Below are 17,249 nucleotides of genomic sequence, written 5' to 3'. Positions count from 1 at the left end.
GTTCCTTACTCAGGCTGCCGCCTTGTCCGCCTCGATGCGCGCGATACGCTCGGCGGGGGGCAATTTGGGGCAAGTACTGCAATAGTCGCCGTCGTGGCGGCGGAAATGGTGGCAGCAGACCTGGCGGTCAAGCGCCAGGACGGGCCGGCCGGCGCGCGCATAAACCAGATAGCCGCTGTGGCCGGCGATTCCCAGGCGATCCAGCCAGTCGGCCGCCTGCTCATGCGCCCAGGCCACGGCGGCCTTGTCCTCATTGGCACGGGCGGCTAGCAGAGCGGATAGCACGCAGTCCGCCTGCATGCACGCCGCGGCGCGCGGGCTCAGGCGCAACAGTTGGGAGAGCTCCCGAAAATAGGTCGCGCAGATCCGGCGTAGCTGAGCGGCAACTGCCTGCTTGCGCTGTTCCAGACAACCGCGTAACGGCTCGTGGCGTTCGAGAATGTAGCCCGCGATGAAACCATCGCGCACCGGCTGGCCGAGGCGATCCAGATCCGGAGCAATGTCGCTGCAATGCACCGCGATTACACCCAGGTAAATCGGCTGCCAGATCAGCAGGCCCCAGCAACGTAGCGCCAGATAATGCGAGCCGGCTTCGGGATGGCGCAGAAGCCACCAGTCTTGCAGCGTCCGCAGCGTAGCCCGATTGTCGGCGCCCGGCCGGATATCGCCGGAGACCGGACCGATGCGTCCATCGAGCCCGGGCACCAGGGAACCAGCCAGGGCGAGCAGAGCATCCAGGTCCGAGCAGGCGGTCCGATTGATGTCTTGGGCCACGCCGGCGCCGGTCTGGGCGGCAATGTCCCAGCTCATGCGGCCGTCAGCGTCTGCAGGGCTTCGCCGCTACCCAGCCACGACGGACGGAAGCAGGCGATAGGGTTGGGCAGATTGGGGGCCATTTGGAAACTGCCAATGGGATCGGCCAGGTTGACCATCTGCAGATTGTTGGCCAATTGCAGGCGGTTCAGGCACGAATGGATCATGTCGGGCGCAAACAAGTCGTAGCGCCGATACTTGTCGAGCCGTTGCGGATGCGCTTGCTGATAAGCGGCGATGCGCCCAGCCACTAGCCGCCAGAAATCATGTTCCGGCATCAGTTCCGTCTCAACCAGGATCTGGGTCAGATGGCGGAAATAGCCCTCGAAGACATCCACGAAAATCGTCAGCAGCTTATAGGCCTCCGGCACATCGGCGGCCAGGCGCTGAGCCGCCTGCGGAAGCCTGACCTGCGGATTGAGGATGGAAGACTCTTCCGCGATGTCCTTCATGAAGGCGCGCACAGGTACGCCATCCTGGATGACGAGAATCACGTTTTCACCGTGCGGCATGAAAACCAGGTCATGAGCATAGAAACAATGGATCAGTGGAGTCAGATAAGCGTCCACATAGCGCTCCAGCCAAGTCCCTGCATCCAGTCCTGAAGCCTGTATCAATTCGGGAAGCAAAGCCCGGCCTTGTGGGTCCACATGCAGCAGCGCAGCCATGGTCATGAGATTTTGTCCGGGAGCGATCAGCGTCAGGGGGTTCTCGCGCCAAAGCGCCGAGAACATCTTCTTGTACGGTGTGTCCGTATCGATGGCGGCTTCGTAGTAGTAGTTGCGAAAGCCCATCGAGGCGACTTCGCGCAGAATTCTGAAACCATTGGCGCGCAGCCACGGATCGGCCGATATCAGGTCATGGATGTATTCGTTGATGGCTGGCGTACCTGCCATGTAGTAGGGTGACAGGCCGCGCATGAATCCCATGTTGAGAATGGACAGCGAGGTCTTCACATAGCGCTTGCCGGGTCGGCTGATGTTGAAAAAGGTGCGGATGGACTGCTGAGCGAGGTATTGCTCCTCGCCGTACCCCAGGCAGACGATTTTGCGCTGGGCGACGTAGGGGGCAAAAGCCAGGGACAGCTTGTTGAACCATTGCCATGGGTGGGCGGGCATGAAGTAGTAGTCCGCGGGATGCAGGCCCTGCTCGCGCAGTCGGGCGGCGAAATCCGTTACAGCGGACTCACCCAACTCCTCGCTCATCAGGCTGTCGTAGTCCATGTCGGACAAGCAGGAAAAATGCGCGTTGTCCTTGTGAACCGCCAGCCACATCAAGCGCACCGGCGTGGCAGCTTCGGGCGCGTAGCCATGGTAATCCTCGGCATCAAAGCCAAGGCGGCCATTGTTGGCCACGAAGCTGGGGTGGCCCTCGATCATCGATGTTTCTATGGTCTGGTAGTCGGCTCGTGCCAATGCCGCGGCGCCAAGCGTCGTCCGGCCATGTTTATAGGCGCTGCCGTGTAGAGTGCTGGTGATTTCGTCCATATAGATGGGCAGACGGTCCACCGGCAAGCCGAGTTTGTCCCGGATCTCTATCACGAACTGCAGGGCATCCAGCGGCGCCGGAACCCCGGCCACGGTCTTTACGATGGATTCAGGCGGAATACGCCAATGGCGCATGGCCATGACCTGAGCGTCAAAGTCATATTGCGCGCCGTCAGCCAGTGTCAGGCGAAAGCGTTCAAATCCCGGCGTTTCGCCCGGACCGAGTCGCTGAGGTTCGAGCAGCCACTCATGTGCATATTCGGATATCGCCTTGCGCACCAGCAGGCGATTGACCTTGTTCCAGATTTCCGGCTGCAGATGAGCAACGATCTCGGCGGGATGAGGAGGGGTGGTGCGGCTCATTGCGTCAACTCCTGGCGTTGGGCTTGCTCGAATTGGGCGCGCGTGCAGAAGGCAAGACTTGCCGTCTTTTCCCGAAAGCGCGCCAGCCCGGCATAGACGAAGCCCATGGATAGATTCAATGCATGGATCTTGGTGTTGTTCACGTCGGGTTCCACGACGACACGGGCCGCATGGAGGCGGTCGAACATGAAGCGCATGACGAGCGCGAACACCGCACGGCTGAAGCCGGGAATGTGCTCGGTCGGGGGGGCGATGAGAAGATGCATGCCCAGGTCGCCTGGGCGCACGCAGTAGTGCTCGCCGACTTGGTCGCGAGCCGGGTCATAGCATTCCACCAGAAAGGCCGCACGGCCATGGTGCAGGCCCAGCCAGGCTCCGGCGTGTCCACTGGAGCACAACGCAGTGTAGAAGTCGCGCACCTGGTGCACGCTAGAGTCTTGCATGGACCAGAAGCGGGCATAGTCCATGGAAAACCATTGCTGCAGCTGGGCTGCGTCCGCCTCGGGGTCGAGCGAACGTAACGCCAATCCCTTGCCTTCGTCATAGTGGGAGCGGGCTTTTTGGTCGATCACGTCCAGGAACGTTGCCATCATCGTCATCATCGCGCTTCCTTGGCAGCCTCAGAGTGTGGCGCGGTGGATGTCCATCAAGGGTCGGGCTGCAACCGTGGGCCTCCGTTCGGCTCGCCGGGCTGGACGGTGCTTGAGCACGCCGTCTGCTGGTGGAGAGAACTCCTGCAAGGCGGTTCGTGTCTCGATGCGGTAATGTTCCGTGCCGGTCAGTTCACGCAGGATCTGTGAGTTGCGATAGCAGCAGAAGCCCAGATCCGGATTCGTCACTCCATGGCTGAGCAAACCGGTGTTCTGCACGAAGATCTCGCTGCCCTCGTGGTCAATGGCGTAATTACGTCCGATGCGGTAGCTACCGTCGGCATTCCAGGCAATTCGGTCGTGAATGGGATTGATGCAGGCCGGGATCTCATGAGAATAGCCTGTGGCCAGGACCAGTCCGTCGGTGGCGTGGCTAAAAGGGCGGTCGCAATCGAGATGCTGAAAGTCCAGCTGAAAGCGTTCCTGCAGCGGGTCGTAGCGGCAGGCGCGTAGTTCGGAGTTGGTCAGAAGCGTATAGCGGTTGTCGCCATCATGGACCTTCTCGTCGAGAAGATCGTAGATCTGGTTGATCAGCGAGGCATTGATGCCTTTGTACAGGCTGTTCTGTTGAGTCAGGATCTCCTGGCGGCGTGCCTCGGGCAGATCATGGAAATATTCGGTGTAGTCCGGCGATATCAGCTCCAGCGTGAGTTTTGTGTTCTCCATCTGGAAAAAGCGCGGAGAGCGAGTGATCCAGGCCAGACTGTAATCATGTCGCCCGCTCTCACGGAGCAGATCATGGAACACTTCGGCCGCGCTTTGTCCGCTGCCCACTATGGTGATTGACGCGCGGCCCTGGAGTTCGTATTTATGGCGCAGATAGTCCGCGCTATGGATGAAGGGCGCGGCACGTCGATCGCAGCACGCTGGCAGATAGGGCTGGGAACCAAGACCCAGGACCAGCTTGCGGCAGCGGAACATGAACCGCTGGCCGGACATGGTGTGTTGGCCGGTGACGAGATAGCTGTGGCTTTCGGGATCGTGCAGTACGCCCTGTACATCGCAGCCGAAACGCAGGTTCGGCAAGCGTGCAGCTACCCATTGGCAATAGCGGGTGTACTCGGCGCGGCTCAGGTAATGGTTCTCGCGCATGTAGTAGGAATAAATGCGGTTGGTGAGTTTGCAATAGTTCAGATAGCTATATTCGCTGCGTGGGTCGGCCAAACTGACCAGATCGGCGAGAAAAGGGTTTTGCAGAGTGGACGTCTCGATCAGCATGCCTGGATGCCAATCAAAGCCGGATTTCTTGTCCAGGAAGAGCGTGCGCACGCCTCGCAAGGGCGCAGACAGGCTCGCCAGGCTGAGATTGAAAGGTCCGATACCGATAGCCACGAAGTCATAGATTTCACGATTCATGTTGGATTCGCCTTTGCTGTGTCTGTCCCGTATGCCGCCTTGCCGAAGCACTGAAAGAGGCTGTGCGAAGAAAGCCTGTCCTTCAGCCGGTTTGAGAATGCGGTTGATGCGGTGTGGGCTTATTCATTGTCTTATTAATGAGAATAATTATGACTTCTATTCTCATGTCTGTTGTGCGAAAAACTCTAGCAAATTGAAATTCTGCGCGACAGACGCTCGCCCGCTCTCCGGCAGGATGCATATGCATGGTGGCGGCCGACATAGGGGGCGGTCCACAGGCGTGGGTTTCGCCGGTCGGGGCCGCATGAGTCGCCCTCTCCTTGATTCACAAGGCGTTTGTCGAGGGGCATGGGGCCAAGAAAAAAGCCCCTGACGAATCAGGGGCTTGCAATGTCTGGCGGAGAGGGTGGGATTCGAACCCACGATACGCCTAAACGTATACCGGATTTCGAGTCCGGCGCATTCGACCACTCTGCCACCTCTCCGGGGTGTGCTGTCTTGCCTGTGTTCTTGCCGCCTGGACCGTGGTCATGGCCCTGGGCAATCTCCCCGCCGGCATTTCTGCGCGGGATCCAGCAAAGCCAGCTATTCTACCTGAAAATTTTCGGCCATGCCAGGATTGCGGCAAGATTTTGCCCGGCGCCGATGCCGGATTTCGCGCCGGCCGGGTTTTTGTCAGAATTGCCGCAATATTGCCGCCACCGCCAAGCCCCGCGCCATGGAACTGCTCACCATTTTGCTGATCGCCGCCGTCCTGTGTGTGCCCCTGGCGCAGCGCCTGGGCCTGGGCGCCATCCCCGGCTACCTGCTGGCGGGCGGCGTGATCGGGCCGTCCGGGCTGGGGCTGGTCACCGACGTGCCGGACATCATGCGCGTCTCGGAATGGGGCGTGGTGATGATGCTGTTCGTGATCGGCCTGGAGCTGGCGCCCAAGCGACTGTGGGCGATGCGCCGCGAAGTGTTCGGCGCCGGGCTGCGCCACCTGGCCGGCATGGGCTGGCAGGCGGCCATCCTGTGCGGCCTGTCGCTGGCCCTGTCCTCGACCGCGGTGGCGCTGCGCCTGCTGGAGGAGCGCGGCCTGGTGCGCACGCCGCTGGGCCGCTCGGCCCTGGGGGTGTTGCTGCTGCAGGATATGGCGGCCATCCCGATGCTGGTGGCGGCCGGCCTGCTGGGTTCGGATGGCGATTCCGCGCCGTCGTTCGAGGCGGCCCTGGTGGCGGTGGTGGTGGTGCTGGCGTGCTACCGCCTGCGGCTGCTGGACTGGGCGGCGCGTTCGCAGCTGCATGAGCTGTTCACTGCCGCCACGCTGCTGGTCGTGCTGGGCACGGCGCAACTGTTCGACTACGCGGGCCTGTCGGCCGGCCTGGGCGGTTTCCTGGTCGGCATGCTGCTGGCCGAGTCGCGCCATCGCAATGAGCTGGAGCACACGATCGAGCCGTTCAAGGGGCTGTTGCTGGGCCTGTTCTTCCTGGCCGTGGGCATGTCGGTGAATGTGGAGGAGGCGCTGGATTACTGGCCGTATGTGCTGGCCGGGGTCGTGGCGCTGCTGTCGCTCAAGGCGCTGGTGCTCTACGGCATCGCGCGCCTGATGGGGCTGCCGCACTATCATCGCCTGCTGTACGCGCTGGTGCTGGCGCAGGGCGGCGAATTCAGCTTCGTGATTTTCAACGAGGCCTGGGACAATCATTTGATGTCGCTGGAGCAGCGCGACCTGCTGGCCATCGTGGTGGCGATTTCCATGGGCGCGGTGCCGATCGTCATCCGGCTGCTGGAGCGCCTGCCGGGCCGCTACGGCGGTATCGGCGACATGGCGGTCACGCTGGTCGGATTCGCCGGTTCGCCGCCGCCCCAATCCGCCGCGGACAACGAGGAGCGGTCCGGCCCGGGCTGACCGCGCCCGGTCACGGATCCGTGCCATCATTGCCGGCGGCGGACGGCTACACTTGAGGCCGTCCCGCCCACTCCACAGGAGAACAGTCATGCTCAAAGGAAAAGTTGCAGTCGTCACCGGTTCCACCAGCGGCATCGGCCTGGGGATCGCCAGCGCGCTGGCGCAGCAGGGCGCCGACATCGTGCTCAACGGATTCGGCGACGCGGCGGACATCGAGAAATTGCGGGCCGGGCTGGCCAGCCAGTACGGCGTGCAGGTGCGCTATGACGGCGCCGACCTGTCCAAGGGCGAGGCGGTGCGGCAACTGGTGTCCGGCGCCGTCGCCGAGCTGGGCCGCATCGATATCCTGGTCAACAACGCGGGCATCCAGCACACCGCCTTGATCGAGGACTTTCCCGCCGACAAGTGGGACGCCATCATCGCGCTGAATCTCTCGGCGGTATTCCATGGCACGGCCGCGGCGCTGCCCCACATGAAGAAGCAGGGCTGGGGGCGCATCATCAACATCGCCTCGGCCCATGGCCTGGTGGCCTCGGCCGCGAAGTCCGCCTACGTGGCCGCCAAGCACGGCGTGGTCGGCCTGACCAAGGTCACCGCGCTGGAGACGGCCGGCATGGGCATCACCGCCAACGCCATCTGCCCCGGCTGGGTGCGCACGCCGTTGGTGGAAAAGCAGATCACCGCCCTGGCGGCCAAGGACGGCGTCGACCAGGAAAGCGCCGCGCGCGAACTGCTCGGCGAGAAGCAGCCGTCGCTGCAGTTCGTCACGCCCGAGCAACTGGGCGGCACGGCCGTGTTCCTGGCCTCGGAGGCCGCGGCCCAGATCACCGGCACCACCATTTCCGTCGACGGCGGCTGGACAGCCCGCTAGTCTCGTTCAAATCCAAGGAAACCCTCATGTTGTTCCTGTTGTCTCCCGCCAAGAAGCTGGACTACGACTCTCCCGTTCACGTCGAAACGCACACGCAGCCGCTGTTCGTCGACCAGGCCGCGGCGCTGATCAAGGTGCTCAAGACCAAGTCCGCCGACGAAATCGCCGAGCTGATGAGCCTGAGCCCGGCGCTGGCCGAGCTGAACGCGGGCCGCTACGGCGCCTGGAAGCGCAGCTTCACGCAGGCCAATTCGCGCCAGGCCGTCCTGGCGTTCAATGGCGACGTCTACGAAGGGCTGCAGGCCGACACGCTGTCGGCCCGCCAGCTCGATTGGGCGCAGGACCATGTCGTGATCCTCAGCGGCCTGTACGGGGCGCTGCGCCCGCTGGACCTGATGCAGCCGTACCGCCTTGAAATGGGCACCCGCCTGCACACGCCCAAGGGCAAGAACCTGTACGAGTACTGGGGCAGCGGCATCGCCGAGTATCTGAACGAACGCCAGGCGGGCGCGAAAGCGCCGGTCATCGTCAACCTGGCCTCCGAAGAGTATTTCAAGGTCGTCGACCTCAAGACGCTGAAGGCGCGCGTGGTGCAGTGCGTCTTCCAGGACTGGAAGAACGGCGCCTGGAAGGTGATCAGCTTCCATGCCAAGCGCGCGCGCGGCCTGATGGCGCGTTACGCCATCGCGCACAAGGTCGCCCGTCCGGAAGGCCTGCAGGGTTTCGATTCGGAAGGCTATGCCTACGACGCTGCCGCTTCCAGCGCCGACAAGCTGGTGTTCCGCCGCAAGCAGGCCTGACAGGACGCGCGATGTCGGCAGGCTTACGCGTCTTCCTGTTCTTTTCGCTCGGCTACCTGGTCTCGTATCTGTTCCGGGGCCTGAACATCGGCTTCGGGCCGACCTTGAGCGCCGAACTGGGCCTGTCGGCCGCCGATCTGGGCATCCTGACCAGCCTGTACTTTCTCGGTTTCGCGCTGCTGCAGATCCCGGCCGGCGTGCTGCTCGATACCTGGGGGCCGCGGCGCGTCAACGCCGCCCTGCTGGTGGTGGCCGCCGTGGGCACCCTGGTCTACGGGCTGTCGCAGGGCCTGCCCGGCCTGATGGTGGGGCGGCTGCTGATCGGCGCCGGCGTGTCGGTCTGCCTGGGCGCGGCATTCCAGGCGCTGGCGCTGAACTACCCGCTGGCCCGGTTGCCCCTGATCAACGGGCTGGTGATGGCGGTGGGCGGGCTGGGCGGCGTGCTGGTGGGCTCGCCGCTGTCGTGGCTGCTGAATTTCTCCACCTGGCGCGAGGTCAGTATCGGCATGGTGGTGGTCACGCTGTGCGTGGCGGCGCTGCTGTGGTTCGGCGCGCCGCGCGAACCCGCCCGCGACCGGCCGCACGCCAGCCTGGGCGAGCAGCTGCGCGGCACGTTCGTGCTGCTGCGCACGGCGCACTACTGGCGGCTGGTGTCGCTGCCGGTGGCGACCGGCGGCGTGTTCTACGGCGTGCAATCGCTGTGGGTGCGTCCCTACCTGGCCGACGTCAATATGCTGCCGGCCGCGCCGGCCGCGGCGCTGGTGTCGCTGCTGGGCTTTGCCATGATGGGCGGCAACGTCGGGCTGGGCGCCATGGCGCGGCGCGTCGAGCGCATGGGCCTGGGGCTGTATGGCTTCAGCGGCGTATGCCTGGCGCTGTTCATCCTGATCCAGCTGCTGATCGTGCTGCGCGCGCCCGTGCCGCTGGCGCTGCTGTGGGCGGGTTACGGCGTGTTCGGTTCGGCCAATATCCTGGTGTTCGCCCTGCTGGCGGGCGAGTTTCCGCGCGAATTGCTGGGGCGCGTGGCCGCGACCACCAATCTGCTGACCTTTGTGTCCATCTTCGTGTGCCAGGTCACGTTCGGCTGGATCGTCGAACTATGGCCGCGCGGCGACGCCGTGTATGAGCCCGGCAGCTACCCGGCCGGCGGCTACCTGGCCGCGTGGGGGGCCTTCCTGGCGCTGCAGATAGCGGTGGCCCTGTACTACTTCTGGCCGCGTCGCCGCGCCGCCTCGGCCAGGCAGGGCGCTTGAGCCGGCTCAGGCCGAGGCCGGCGCCGGACGCGGGTCTTCGGGGTCGGCGACGCCGGCCAGTTCCTGGCGGATCATCACGCAGGCGCGCAGCATCTGCTTGAGCGGATAGGCCAGCGCCGCCTGCTCGCCTTCGGTGTCGAACTGCGCGGGCAGCGCGGCCGGCGGCTTGCGGGCCGGGTCCAGCAGGTCCATCATCGCGTCCAGCGCCTGCTGCACCGCGGGCGGCGTGTGCGGCAGGCCGGCCAGGATGGGCACGACGGCCGTGATCTGCGAGGCCAGGATGTGGTTCTGCACCAGCAGGTTATTGAATTCGGGCACGCTCACCTGGTGCTGCGTCGGCTCGCTCATCATGCGATAGAACGCCTCGGCGAAATTGCTGAACGCGATATGCACGTTCTTGCGGCCCAGCCGCCAGGCCAGGTCGGCGTCGGCGCGCTCGCCGGTCTCGGGCGTTTCCTCGCCCGCCGCCGCGCCGCCGGGCGCCGGCTGGCGCATGGCCTCGATATAGCGCAGCCCGGCGCGCAGGTATTCGCGGTTGGCGCGCGAGGCGGCCCGCGCCAGCGGCTTCATGTAGCGCGCCTCCCACCAGGGCAGCACATAGCTGCAGATCAGCGCCAGCGCGCAGCCCAGCGCCGTATCCATCGCCCGCTCGCCGATCACCTCCAGCGAAACCGTGCCCGGGGCGACGAAATGGAACACCAGCACCACGAACAGCGTGTTGAAGATGGCGCTGGCCATGTAGTTCAGCTGCACCAGGCTGTTGCCCATGATGCAGGCGCCCAGCAGCACCGCGAACAGGATGGTCGGGTTGTTGGTCAGCGTGAACAGGGTCAGGGCCAGGATGCAGCCCACCAGCGTGCCCATCAGGCACCAGCCGTTGCGCTGGCGCGTGAGCGCGAAGCCCGGCTTCATGATGATGACGATGGTCAGCAGCACCCAGTAGCTGTGCGCGGCCATGTTGGGCGCCAGCCAGATGCCGATCAGCGTCATGGCCAGCGCCGCGGCCAGCGTGACGCGGATGGCGTAGCGGAAGTGGGGCGAGTCCAGCCGCAGGTTGCTGGTGATCATGCCCAGGCGCAGCTCCTGGCGCGAGATGAACTGCGTCAGCGATTTGTCGATGCGCAGCATGCTCGTGGGGATGGCGTCCGAGCGTGCCTCGGTGTGCTGGGCCAGCTTGTCGACGATGCGCGCGGCGTTGCGCAGCCGGCGCAGCACCTGCACGGTCAGCGCCAGCATCTCGGGTTCGCGCTCGCCCAGCCCCTGCTGCTTGAGCTGCTCGATCTCGTACTCGATGGCGCGCAGCTCGGCCTTGGCGCTGCTGCGGTATTGCGTCTTGTGGCCGCGCGAGACGTCCAGCGCGACGCGGTTGAGCTCCAGCGACATCTTTACCAGGGCGTCGCGCATGAAGACCAGCGCGTCGTGGCCGGCCAGGGTGCGGCGCAGCGAGGCGTAATCGGTATGGGTGGCGACCAGCGTATCGAGCAGCTGCAGCATGTCGACGAACATGTTCCACAGCATGACCCGGTCGTCTTCGCGAAAGCCGCCGCCGCGCGGCAGGGCGCGCAGCACCATGTCGCGCGCGGCCTGGTGCTTCTCCGTCATGGTCGACTGGCGCTGGATCAGGGTGCGGTAGGCGTCGTCCAGGTCGGCGTTCTCGTCGTAGAAGCTGGCCCGCGCGGCCATGTAGTCGGCGGTGGCGAACAGCGCCACCGACATCGCCTGGCGCTCCTCGCGCAGCCAGAACAGGCGGCTGAAGGCCAGGCTCCAGCCGAGGTAGAACAGCGCCCCGCCCAGCGTGGCGGCCGAGTGCAGCAGCACCTCGTGCGGGGCCAGCGGCGAATGCATGGTCAGGGTCATCAGCAGCAGGCCGGCAAAGCCGATCAGGCCGCCGCGCTTGCCGAACACCGAGAACATCGAGAACGTGAAGCACTGGGCGATCACCGCCAGCCACAGCAGGATGGGGTAGGTGGAGGCCGCGCCGGTCAGCGTGACCGTGGCGGTGCCCAGCAGGGCGCCGCCCAGCATTTCGTTGGTGCGATGGCGCTGCGGCCCGCCCGGCTGGTCGATGATGGCCAGGCACTGGGCGCCGAAGGTGGCGACCAGGCCGATGCTGTACTGGCCGAACAGCCCGCCCAGCACCAGGACGGGCAGAAGCATGCCGATCGCCTGTCGGATACCGCCAAAGAAGTAGTGGCTGTATAGAAAGCGCCGGATGCTGGCGATGCGCAAATCCATGGAGATGGGGCGATTTGTCCGCGACAACGCCAGTATAGAGAGATGTGCGCCACTTTTGGGGCCGGATCGGAAAACGACGGGTTGCGGGGCTTTCCCAACACCCGATTTGCTCCGGATGCCGCAACGCGGTAAATTGCCCGTCTTGCGCCGGCGTGACTATCCGAAGCCGGTGCGCCGGCTTACAGCTGCCCCGGGCCACCTTCCGGGCGGATTGCGCCAGTTACACCTGCCGTTGGCCGCGCCACAAGCGTGTGCTGCCAAGGCTTCCATTTCGACCTCCAGCGCCCCCAGGGCGTTTGCACTGCGTTTCTGACGAGCGTGTGCCGGGTCGACAATGTGTCCGGGTGGCGTGGCTCCGTGAGCCGCAAAGCGCCGGATCATGTTGTTGTCGCCGGTTCGGGTTCAGCTGCCGTCGTATCCGGGCGGGCAGCGCTCAGGCGTGCAGGGCCGGTACTGAAAGGAAAGACAACATGGAACTCAATGGCGCCGACATCGTCGTGCGCTGCCTGGCCGAAGAAGGCGTGGAACACGTTTTCGGCTACCCTGGCGGCGCGGTGCTTTACATCTACGACGCGATTTTCAAGCAGGACAAATTCCAGCATATTCTGGTGCGTCACGAGCAGGCTGCCGTGCACGCCGCCGACGCGTACTCGCGCGCCTCGCAGAAAGTGGGCGTATGCCTGGTGACCAGCGGTCCGGGCGTCACCAATGCCGTCACCGGCATCGCCACCGCCTACATGGACTCCATCCCCATGGTCATCATCAGCGGCCAGGTGCCGACTGCGGCCATCGGCGAGGATGCCTTCCAGGAATGCGACACCGTGGGCATCACGCGTCCCTGCGTCAAGCACAACTTCCTGGTGCGCGACGTCAAGGACCTGGCCGAGACCATGCGCCGTGCCTTCTTCATCGCCCGCACCGGCCGTCCCGGCCCCGTGCTGGTCGATATCCCGAAGGACATCACCGTCGCGCAGTGCAAGTACGCGCCGCCCAAGGGCGAGATCTCGATGCGCTCGTACGCGCCGGTGAACAAGGGGCACCAGGGCCAGATCAAGAAGGCCGTGCAGATGCTGCTGCACGCCGAGCGTCCCATGATCTACACGGGCGGCGGCGTGATCCTGTCCGATGCCGCCGAGGCCTTGCGCCACCTGGTGGACCAGACCGGCGCGCCGTGCACCAACACCCTGATGGGCCTGGGCGCGATGCCGGCCACCGACCACCGCTTCCTGGGCATGCCCGGCATGCACGGCACCTACGAGGCGAACATGGCGATGCAGCACTGCGACGTGCTGCTGGCCATCGGGGCGCGCTTCGATGACCGCGTCATCGGCAATCCGCGCCATTTCGCGCAGAACGCGCGCAAGATCATCCACATCGACATCGATCCCTCGTCGATCTCCAAGCGCGTGCGCGTCGACGTGCCCATCGTCGGCAACGTCAAGGACGTACTGGCCGATCTGAGCGCCCAGTACGACCTGGCGCGCGCCGACGCCAAGCCGGCGCCGATCGAGAAGTGGTGGCAGCAGATCGAGGCCTGGCGCGGCAAGGAGTGCCTGAAGTACGCCGGCTCCGACGAGGTCATCAAGCCTCAGTTCGTGGTCGAGAAACTGTGGGAAGTGACCGGAGGCGACGCCTTCGTGACCTCCGACGTCGGCCAGCACCAGATGTGGGCCGCGCAGTACTACAAGTTCAACAAGCCGCGCCGCTGGATCAACTCCGGCGGCCTGGGCACCATGGGCGTGGGGCTGCCCTATGCCATGGGCGTGCAGATGGCCAATCCGGGCGCCGACATCGCCGTGATCACCGGCGAGGCGTCGATCCAGATGAACATCCAGGAATTGTCCACCTGCCACCAGTACCACCTGACGCCCAAGATCATCTGCCTGAACAACCGTTTCCTGGGCATGGTGCGCCAGTGGCAGCAGATCGACTACGGCTCGCGCTATTCCGAGTCGTACATGGATTCGCTGCCGGATTTCGTCAAGGTCGCCGAGGCCTATGGCCACGTCGGCCTGCGCATCGAGCGGCCCGCCGACGTCGAGCCGGCGCTGCGCGAAGCATTCAAGAAGCACAAGGATCGCCTGGTCTTCCTGGACTTCATCACCGACCGCACCGAAAACGTGTGGCCCATGGTGAAGGCCGGCCGCGGGCTGACCGAGATGCTGCTCGGTTCCGAGGATCTGTAAGGAGGCCACCATGAAACACGTGATTTCTGTGCTGATGGAAAACGAACCCGGCGCGCTGTCGCGCGTGGTCGGCCTGTTCTCCGCGCGCGGCTACAACATCGAGACGCTGACCGTGGCGCCCACCGAGGACGCGACCCTGTCGCGCCTGACCGTGGTGACCGTCGGTTCGGACGAGGTCATCGAACAGATCACCAAGCACCTCAATCGCCTGGTCGACGTGGTCAAGGTCGTGGACCTCACCGAAGGCGCGCACATCGAGCGCGAGCTCATGCTGATCAAGGTGCGGGCAGTGGGCAAGGAGCGCGAGGAAATGAAGCGCATGGTGGATATCTTCCGCGGGCGCATCATCGACGTCACCGACAAGTCCTACACGATCGAGCTGACCGGCGTTCAGGAGAAAATCCAGGCTTTCATCGAAGCCCTCGACCGCAGTGCCATCCTGGAAACCGTGCGCACCGGCGTGTCCGGCATCGGGCGCGGCGAACGGATACTGAAAATCTGACCGGCGCGCCTGGCGGCGCGCCACCCTGCATTAGCATTCACGATTACCAAAATTCAAGAACCGGAGCACAACATGAAAGTTTTCTACGACAAAGACTGCGATCTCTCCCTGGTCAAGGGCAAAACCGTCGCCATCATCGGCTACGGCTCGCAAGGCCACGCCCACGCGCTGAACCTGCATGATTCGGGCGTCAAGGTCGTGGTGGGCCTGCGCAAGGGCGGCGCCTCGTGGAACAAGGCCGCCAACGCCGGCCTGGAAGTCGCCGAAGTGGCCGAGGCCGTCAAGCGCGCCGACATCGTCATGATGCTGCTGCCCGACGAGAACATCGCCGCCGTCTACCGCGACGAAGTGCACGCCAACATCAAGGCCGGCGCCGCGCTGGCCTTCGCCCACGGCTTCAACGTGCACTACGGCCAGGTCGTGCCGCGCGAAGACATCGACGTCATCATGGTGGCGCCCAAGGCCCCGGGCCACACCGTGCGCTCGACCTACAGCCAGGGCGGCGGCGTTCCGCACCTGATCGCCGTCTACCAGGACAAGTCGGGCAGCGCCCGCGACGTGGCCCTGTCGTACGCCAGCGCCAACGGCGGCGGTCGTGCCGGCATCATCGAGACCAACTTCCGCGAAGAGACCGAGACCGACCTGTTCGGCGAACAGGCCGTGCTGTGCGGCGGCACCGTCGAGCTGATCAAGGCCGGCTTCGACACGCTGGTGGAAGCCGGCTACGCGCCCGAAATGGCCTATTTCGAGTGCCTGCACGAGCTCAAGCTGATCGTCGACCTGATCTACGAAGGCGGCATCGCCAACATGAACTACTCGATCTCGAACAACGCCGAATTCGGCGAGTACGAGACCGGCCCGAAGGTCGTGACCGACGCGACCCGCCAGGCGATGCGCGAGTGCCTGACGGCCATCCAGACCGGCGAATACGCCAAGAAGTTCATCCTGGAAAACGCCGCCGGCGCCCCGACCCTGACCTCGCGCCGCCGCATCAACGCGGAATCGCAGATCGAGCAGGTCGGCGGCAAGCTGCGCGCCATGATGCCCTGGATCGCCGCCAACAAGCTGGTGGACAAGGCCAAGAACTAAAGGCCACGGCCACGCCGGGTCCCGCAGGGCCCCGGCAGGCTGGTCCAGACGCGCCCCACGGGGCGCGTTTTTTCTTTTCCGCGGTGCAAACGACACGGTGATGCGCGCCCGCAAGTGGGGTCATATGGGTTAAGCTTTCACTTCCGCTGCAAGCGATTCTGTCATCTATGCCCAATTTCTCCATGCGCGATCCCGAAAATCGCCATCGCAGCATCTACCTGCTGCCCAATGCCTTCACCACGGCGGCCCTGTTCGCGGGGTTCTACGCCGTCGTGCAGGCCATGAACGACCGCTTCGAGACCGCGGCCATCGCCATCTTCGTGGCCATGGTGCTCGACGGCATGGACGGCCGGGTGGCGCGCCTGACCAACACCCAGTCGGCCTTCGGCGAGCAATACGATTCGCTGTCCGACATGACCTCCTTCGGCGTCGCGCCCGCGCTGGTCATCTACGAATGGATCCTGCAGGACCTCGGCCGCTGGGGCTGGCTGGCCGCCTTCGTGTACGTCGCCGGCGCGGCCTTGCGCCTGGCGCGCTTCAACACCAACATCGCGGTGGTCGACAAGCGCTTCTTCCAGGGGCTGCCCAGCCCCGCTGCCGCGGCGCTGGTGGCCGGCTTCGTCTGGCTGGCCATCGACAACAAACTGCCCATCCACGACAGCATCATGGCCTGGGTGGCCTTTGTCCTGACGATGTACGCCGGCGTGGCGATGGTCAGCAACGCCTCGTTTTTCAGCGGCAAGAACTTCGCCTTGGGCCGCAGCGTGCCGTTCTGGGGCATCCTGCTGGTGGTGGCCGTGTTCGTGTTCGTCTCCAGCGATCCGCCGGTGGTGCTGTTCGGCCTGTTCGTGCTTTATGGCCTGTCGGGCTGGGTGGTGATGGCATGGCGCTGGAACCGCGCCCGCAGGCTGCAGCAGGAGCGCCGCAGCGGCCATCATTCCCCGTGATGGCCGGGCGCTGTCCGCTCAGTGCCAGCGCCAGTCTTCGTCGTACATCGGGTCCGGCCCGGGATGAAAGCGCGTGATGCGGTCTCCCTCGCGGCCCATGTACACGTACATCAGCGAATTCCAGACCCGCGATTCGCGGTAGCGGTACGACCACACCACCTGGCGCACGCTGGGCAGGCCGACCTGCTTGATCTCGGCTGGCGGGCCGAATTCGCAGCGCACCTGGTCGGCCGTCCAGGTGTCGGTGCCCAGCACCTTGAAATGCTCGTCGGTCAGCACCTCGACGACGCGGTCGACGCGCCCGTCGGGGCCCACGTTGGCGCCCCAGGCGAACTGGCCGTATGGCTGCTGGGTCCAGATCACCCGCTGCCCGCCATTGGGCAGATCGCAGGCGAAATTGGGCGCGCCGAATTGCGCCTGCACGTCGGCCAGGGGCGTGCCGGGCGGCACCTGGTTCAGGTTGGCGCAGGCGGCCAGGGCGGCCAGCAGCATGCCCGCGCCGGCCAGGCGCAGGGCGCGGCCGATGGGGCGGCGAATAGGGGGCATGGCGGTCTCCTTCAATAAGGGGCGGATCATCGCGGCCGGAATCCGCCCGCGTGCGGCCTCACTGGGCAATTCTACCGAATCGGCTATAATCATCGTCGCTTTTGCGGTCATGGTTGTCGAAGTTGCTTTTCCGGCCGCAAGACACGCCAGCCTGCCGAGTCCGAGAATGATCAAGAATGGATCCGGCGCGGCGGCAACAGCGTAACAGGGCGCCCGGTTGTCTCGGGGCTCGTTTTTCTTGAAACCCACGTCCGGGCGCC

Annotated in this window: 14 protein-coding genes and 1 tRNA gene; 8 read left to right on the top strand and 7 right to left on the bottom strand. The window is 64.8% G+C overall.

What is annotated here, in order from left to right; translation table 11 throughout:
• Positions 1 to 9 precede the first annotated feature (9 nt).
• The 5 genes from alcD to LK409_RS15360 all read right to left on the bottom strand — a co-directional run bounded on the left by alcD (position 10) and on the right by LK409_RS15360 (position 5,154).
• The gene (alcD, locus tag LK409_RS15380; RefSeq protein WP_010929064.1) at positions 10 to 810 is read right to left on the bottom strand and encodes an alcaligin biosynthesis protein AlcD; all 801 of its coding nucleotides are present in this window, start codon (positions 808 to 810) and stop codon (positions 10 to 12) included.
• Entirely contained in the window at positions 807 to 2,663 is a 1,857-nt protein-coding gene (gene alcC, locus LK409_RS15375) for an alcaligin biosynthesis protein AlcC (RefSeq protein WP_010926978.1), read from the bottom strand. The genes alcD and alcC overlap by 4 nt, the downstream gene beginning before the upstream one ends.
• Positions 2,660 to 3,265 (bottom strand): alcaligin biosynthesis acetyltransferase AlcB, encoded by a 606-nt coding sequence (gene alcB / locus LK409_RS15370; protein WP_003814014.1) that lies wholly within the window; start codon positions 3,263 to 3,265, stop codon positions 2,660 to 2,662. Before alcB ends, alcC begins: the two co-directional genes overlap by 4 nt.
• Before the next feature lie 18 nt (positions 3,266 to 3,283).
• Complete coding sequence (gene alcA / locus LK409_RS15365; RefSeq protein ID WP_003814013.1) at positions 3,284 to 4,669, bottom strand: alcaligin biosynthesis hydroxylase AlcA; 1,386 nt, start codon at positions 4,667 to 4,669, stop codon at positions 3,284 to 3,286.
• A gap of 395 nt (positions 4,670 to 5,064) precedes the next feature.
• Positions 5,065 to 5,154, bottom strand: a tRNA-Ser gene (locus LK409_RS15360).
• 233 nt (positions 5,155 to 5,387) lie between these two features.
• Between LK409_RS15360 and LK409_RS15355 the strand changes: the two genes are divergently transcribed.
• From LK409_RS15355 to LK409_RS15340, 4 genes are all read left to right on the top strand, one after another.
• Positions 5,388 to 6,560 carry a cation:proton antiporter domain-containing protein gene (locus tag LK409_RS15355; protein ID WP_041937272.1) on the top strand — a complete coding sequence of 391 codons (1,173 nt, stop codon included), beginning with the start codon at positions 5,388 to 5,390 and terminating at the stop codon, positions 6,558 to 6,560.
• Between the two features lie 88 nt (positions 6,561 to 6,648).
• Positions 6,649 to 7,431: a 3-hydroxybutyrate dehydrogenase gene (locus LK409_RS15350; RefSeq protein ID WP_003814011.1), complete on the top strand. Its 783-nt coding sequence runs from the start codon at positions 6,649 to 6,651 to the stop codon at positions 7,429 to 7,431.
• 26 nt (positions 7,432 to 7,457) lie between these two features.
• Entirely contained in the window at positions 7,458 to 8,231 is a 774-nt protein-coding gene (yaaA, locus tag LK409_RS15345) for a peroxide stress protein YaaA (protein WP_003814010.1), read from the top strand.
• Between the two features lie 11 nt (positions 8,232 to 8,242).
• Complete coding sequence (locus LK409_RS15340) at positions 8,243 to 9,484, top strand: MFS transporter (RefSeq protein ID WP_010929062.1); 1,242 nt, start codon at positions 8,243 to 8,245, stop codon at positions 9,482 to 9,484.
• A 6-nt stretch (positions 9,485 to 9,490) separates the two neighbouring features.
• Here the strand turns inward: LK409_RS15340 and LK409_RS15335 are convergent, their stop codons facing one another.
• Entirely contained in the window at positions 9,491 to 11,719 is a 2,229-nt protein-coding gene (locus LK409_RS15335) for an FUSC family protein (RefSeq protein WP_010929061.1), read from the bottom strand.
• Between the two features lie 416 nt (positions 11,720 to 12,135).
• On the opposite strand from LK409_RS15335, the gene LK409_RS15330 reads away from it, so the two are divergent.
• The 4 genes from LK409_RS15330 to pssA all read left to right on the top strand — a co-directional run bounded on the left by LK409_RS15330 (position 12,136) and on the right by pssA (position 16,443).
• Positions 12,136 to 13,905, top strand: a complete 1,770-nt coding sequence (locus tag LK409_RS15330) for an acetolactate synthase 3 catalytic subunit (protein ID WP_223851196.1) — start codon at positions 12,136 to 12,138, stop codon at positions 13,903 to 13,905.
• A gap of 10 nt (positions 13,906 to 13,915) precedes the next feature.
• Entirely contained in the window at positions 13,916 to 14,407 is a 492-nt protein-coding gene (gene ilvN / locus LK409_RS15325) for an acetolactate synthase small subunit (RefSeq protein WP_010929060.1), read from the top strand.
• A gap of 72 nt (positions 14,408 to 14,479) precedes the next feature.
• Positions 14,480 to 15,496: a ketol-acid reductoisomerase gene (gene ilvC, locus LK409_RS15320; RefSeq protein WP_003814005.1), complete on the top strand. Its 1,017-nt coding sequence runs from the start codon at positions 14,480 to 14,482 to the stop codon at positions 15,494 to 15,496.
• 167 nt (positions 15,497 to 15,663) lie between these two features.
• Positions 15,664 to 16,443, top strand: a complete 780-nt coding sequence (gene pssA, locus LK409_RS15315; RefSeq protein WP_003814004.1) for a CDP-diacylglycerol--serine O-phosphatidyltransferase — start codon at positions 15,664 to 15,666, stop codon at positions 16,441 to 16,443.
• Between the two features lie 18 nt (positions 16,444 to 16,461).
• On the opposite strand, the gene LK409_RS15310 is transcribed toward pssA, so the two are convergent.
• Complete coding sequence (locus LK409_RS15310) at positions 16,462 to 16,989, bottom strand: hypothetical protein (RefSeq protein WP_010929059.1); 528 nt, start codon at positions 16,987 to 16,989, stop codon at positions 16,462 to 16,464.
• Positions 16,990 to 17,249: the final 260 nt, after the last annotated feature.

Source organism: Bordetella parapertussis (assembly GCF_020735925.1).
GTDB classification, from domain to species: domain Bacteria; phylum Pseudomonadota; class Gammaproteobacteria; order Burkholderiales; family Burkholderiaceae_B; genus Bordetella; species Bordetella pertussis.
Note: the sequence above shows the minus strand (reverse complement) of the source record. Positions and strands in the feature narration are given on the sequence as shown.

Excerpts from the sequence above, each read along its gene's own strand:
- alcD (WP_010929064.1), bottom strand. The coding sequence starts at position 810 with ATGAGCTGGGACATTGCCGCCCAGACCGGCGCCGGCGTGGCCCAAGAC.
- alcC (WP_010926978.1), bottom strand. The coding sequence starts at position 2,663 with ATGAGCCGCACCACCCCTCCTCATCCCGCCGAGATCGTTGCTCATCTG.
- alcB (WP_003814014.1), bottom strand. The coding sequence starts at position 3,265 with ATGATGACGATGATGGCAACGTTCCTGGACGTGATCGACCAAAAAGCC.
- alcA (WP_003814013.1), bottom strand. The coding sequence starts at position 4,669 with ATGAATCGTGAAATCTATGACTTCGTGGCTATCGGTATCGGACCTTTC.
- LK409_RS15355 (WP_041937272.1), top strand. The coding sequence starts at position 5,388 with ATGGAACTGCTCACCATTTTGCTGATCGCCGCCGTCCTGTGTGTGCCC.
- LK409_RS15350 (WP_003814011.1), top strand. The coding sequence starts at position 6,649 with ATGCTCAAAGGAAAAGTTGCAGTCGTCACCGGTTCCACCAGCGGCATC.
- yaaA (WP_003814010.1), top strand. The coding sequence starts at position 7,458 with ATGTTGTTCCTGTTGTCTCCCGCCAAGAAGCTGGACTACGACTCTCCC.
- LK409_RS15340 (WP_010929062.1), top strand. The coding sequence starts at position 8,243 with ATGTCGGCAGGCTTACGCGTCTTCCTGTTCTTTTCGCTCGGCTACCTG.
- LK409_RS15335 (WP_010929061.1), bottom strand. The coding sequence starts at position 11,719 with ATGGATTTGCGCATCGCCAGCATCCGGCGCTTTCTATACAGCCACTAC.
- ilvN (WP_010929060.1), top strand. The coding sequence starts at position 13,916 with ATGAAACACGTGATTTCTGTGCTGATGGAAAACGAACCCGGCGCGCTG.
- ilvC (WP_003814005.1), top strand. The coding sequence starts at position 14,480 with ATGAAAGTTTTCTACGACAAAGACTGCGATCTCTCCCTGGTCAAGGGC.
- pssA (WP_003814004.1), top strand. The coding sequence starts at position 15,664 with ATGCCCAATTTCTCCATGCGCGATCCCGAAAATCGCCATCGCAGCATC.
- LK409_RS15310 (WP_010929059.1), bottom strand. The coding sequence starts at position 16,989 with ATGCCCCCTATTCGCCGCCCCATCGGCCGCGCCCTGCGCCTGGCCGGC.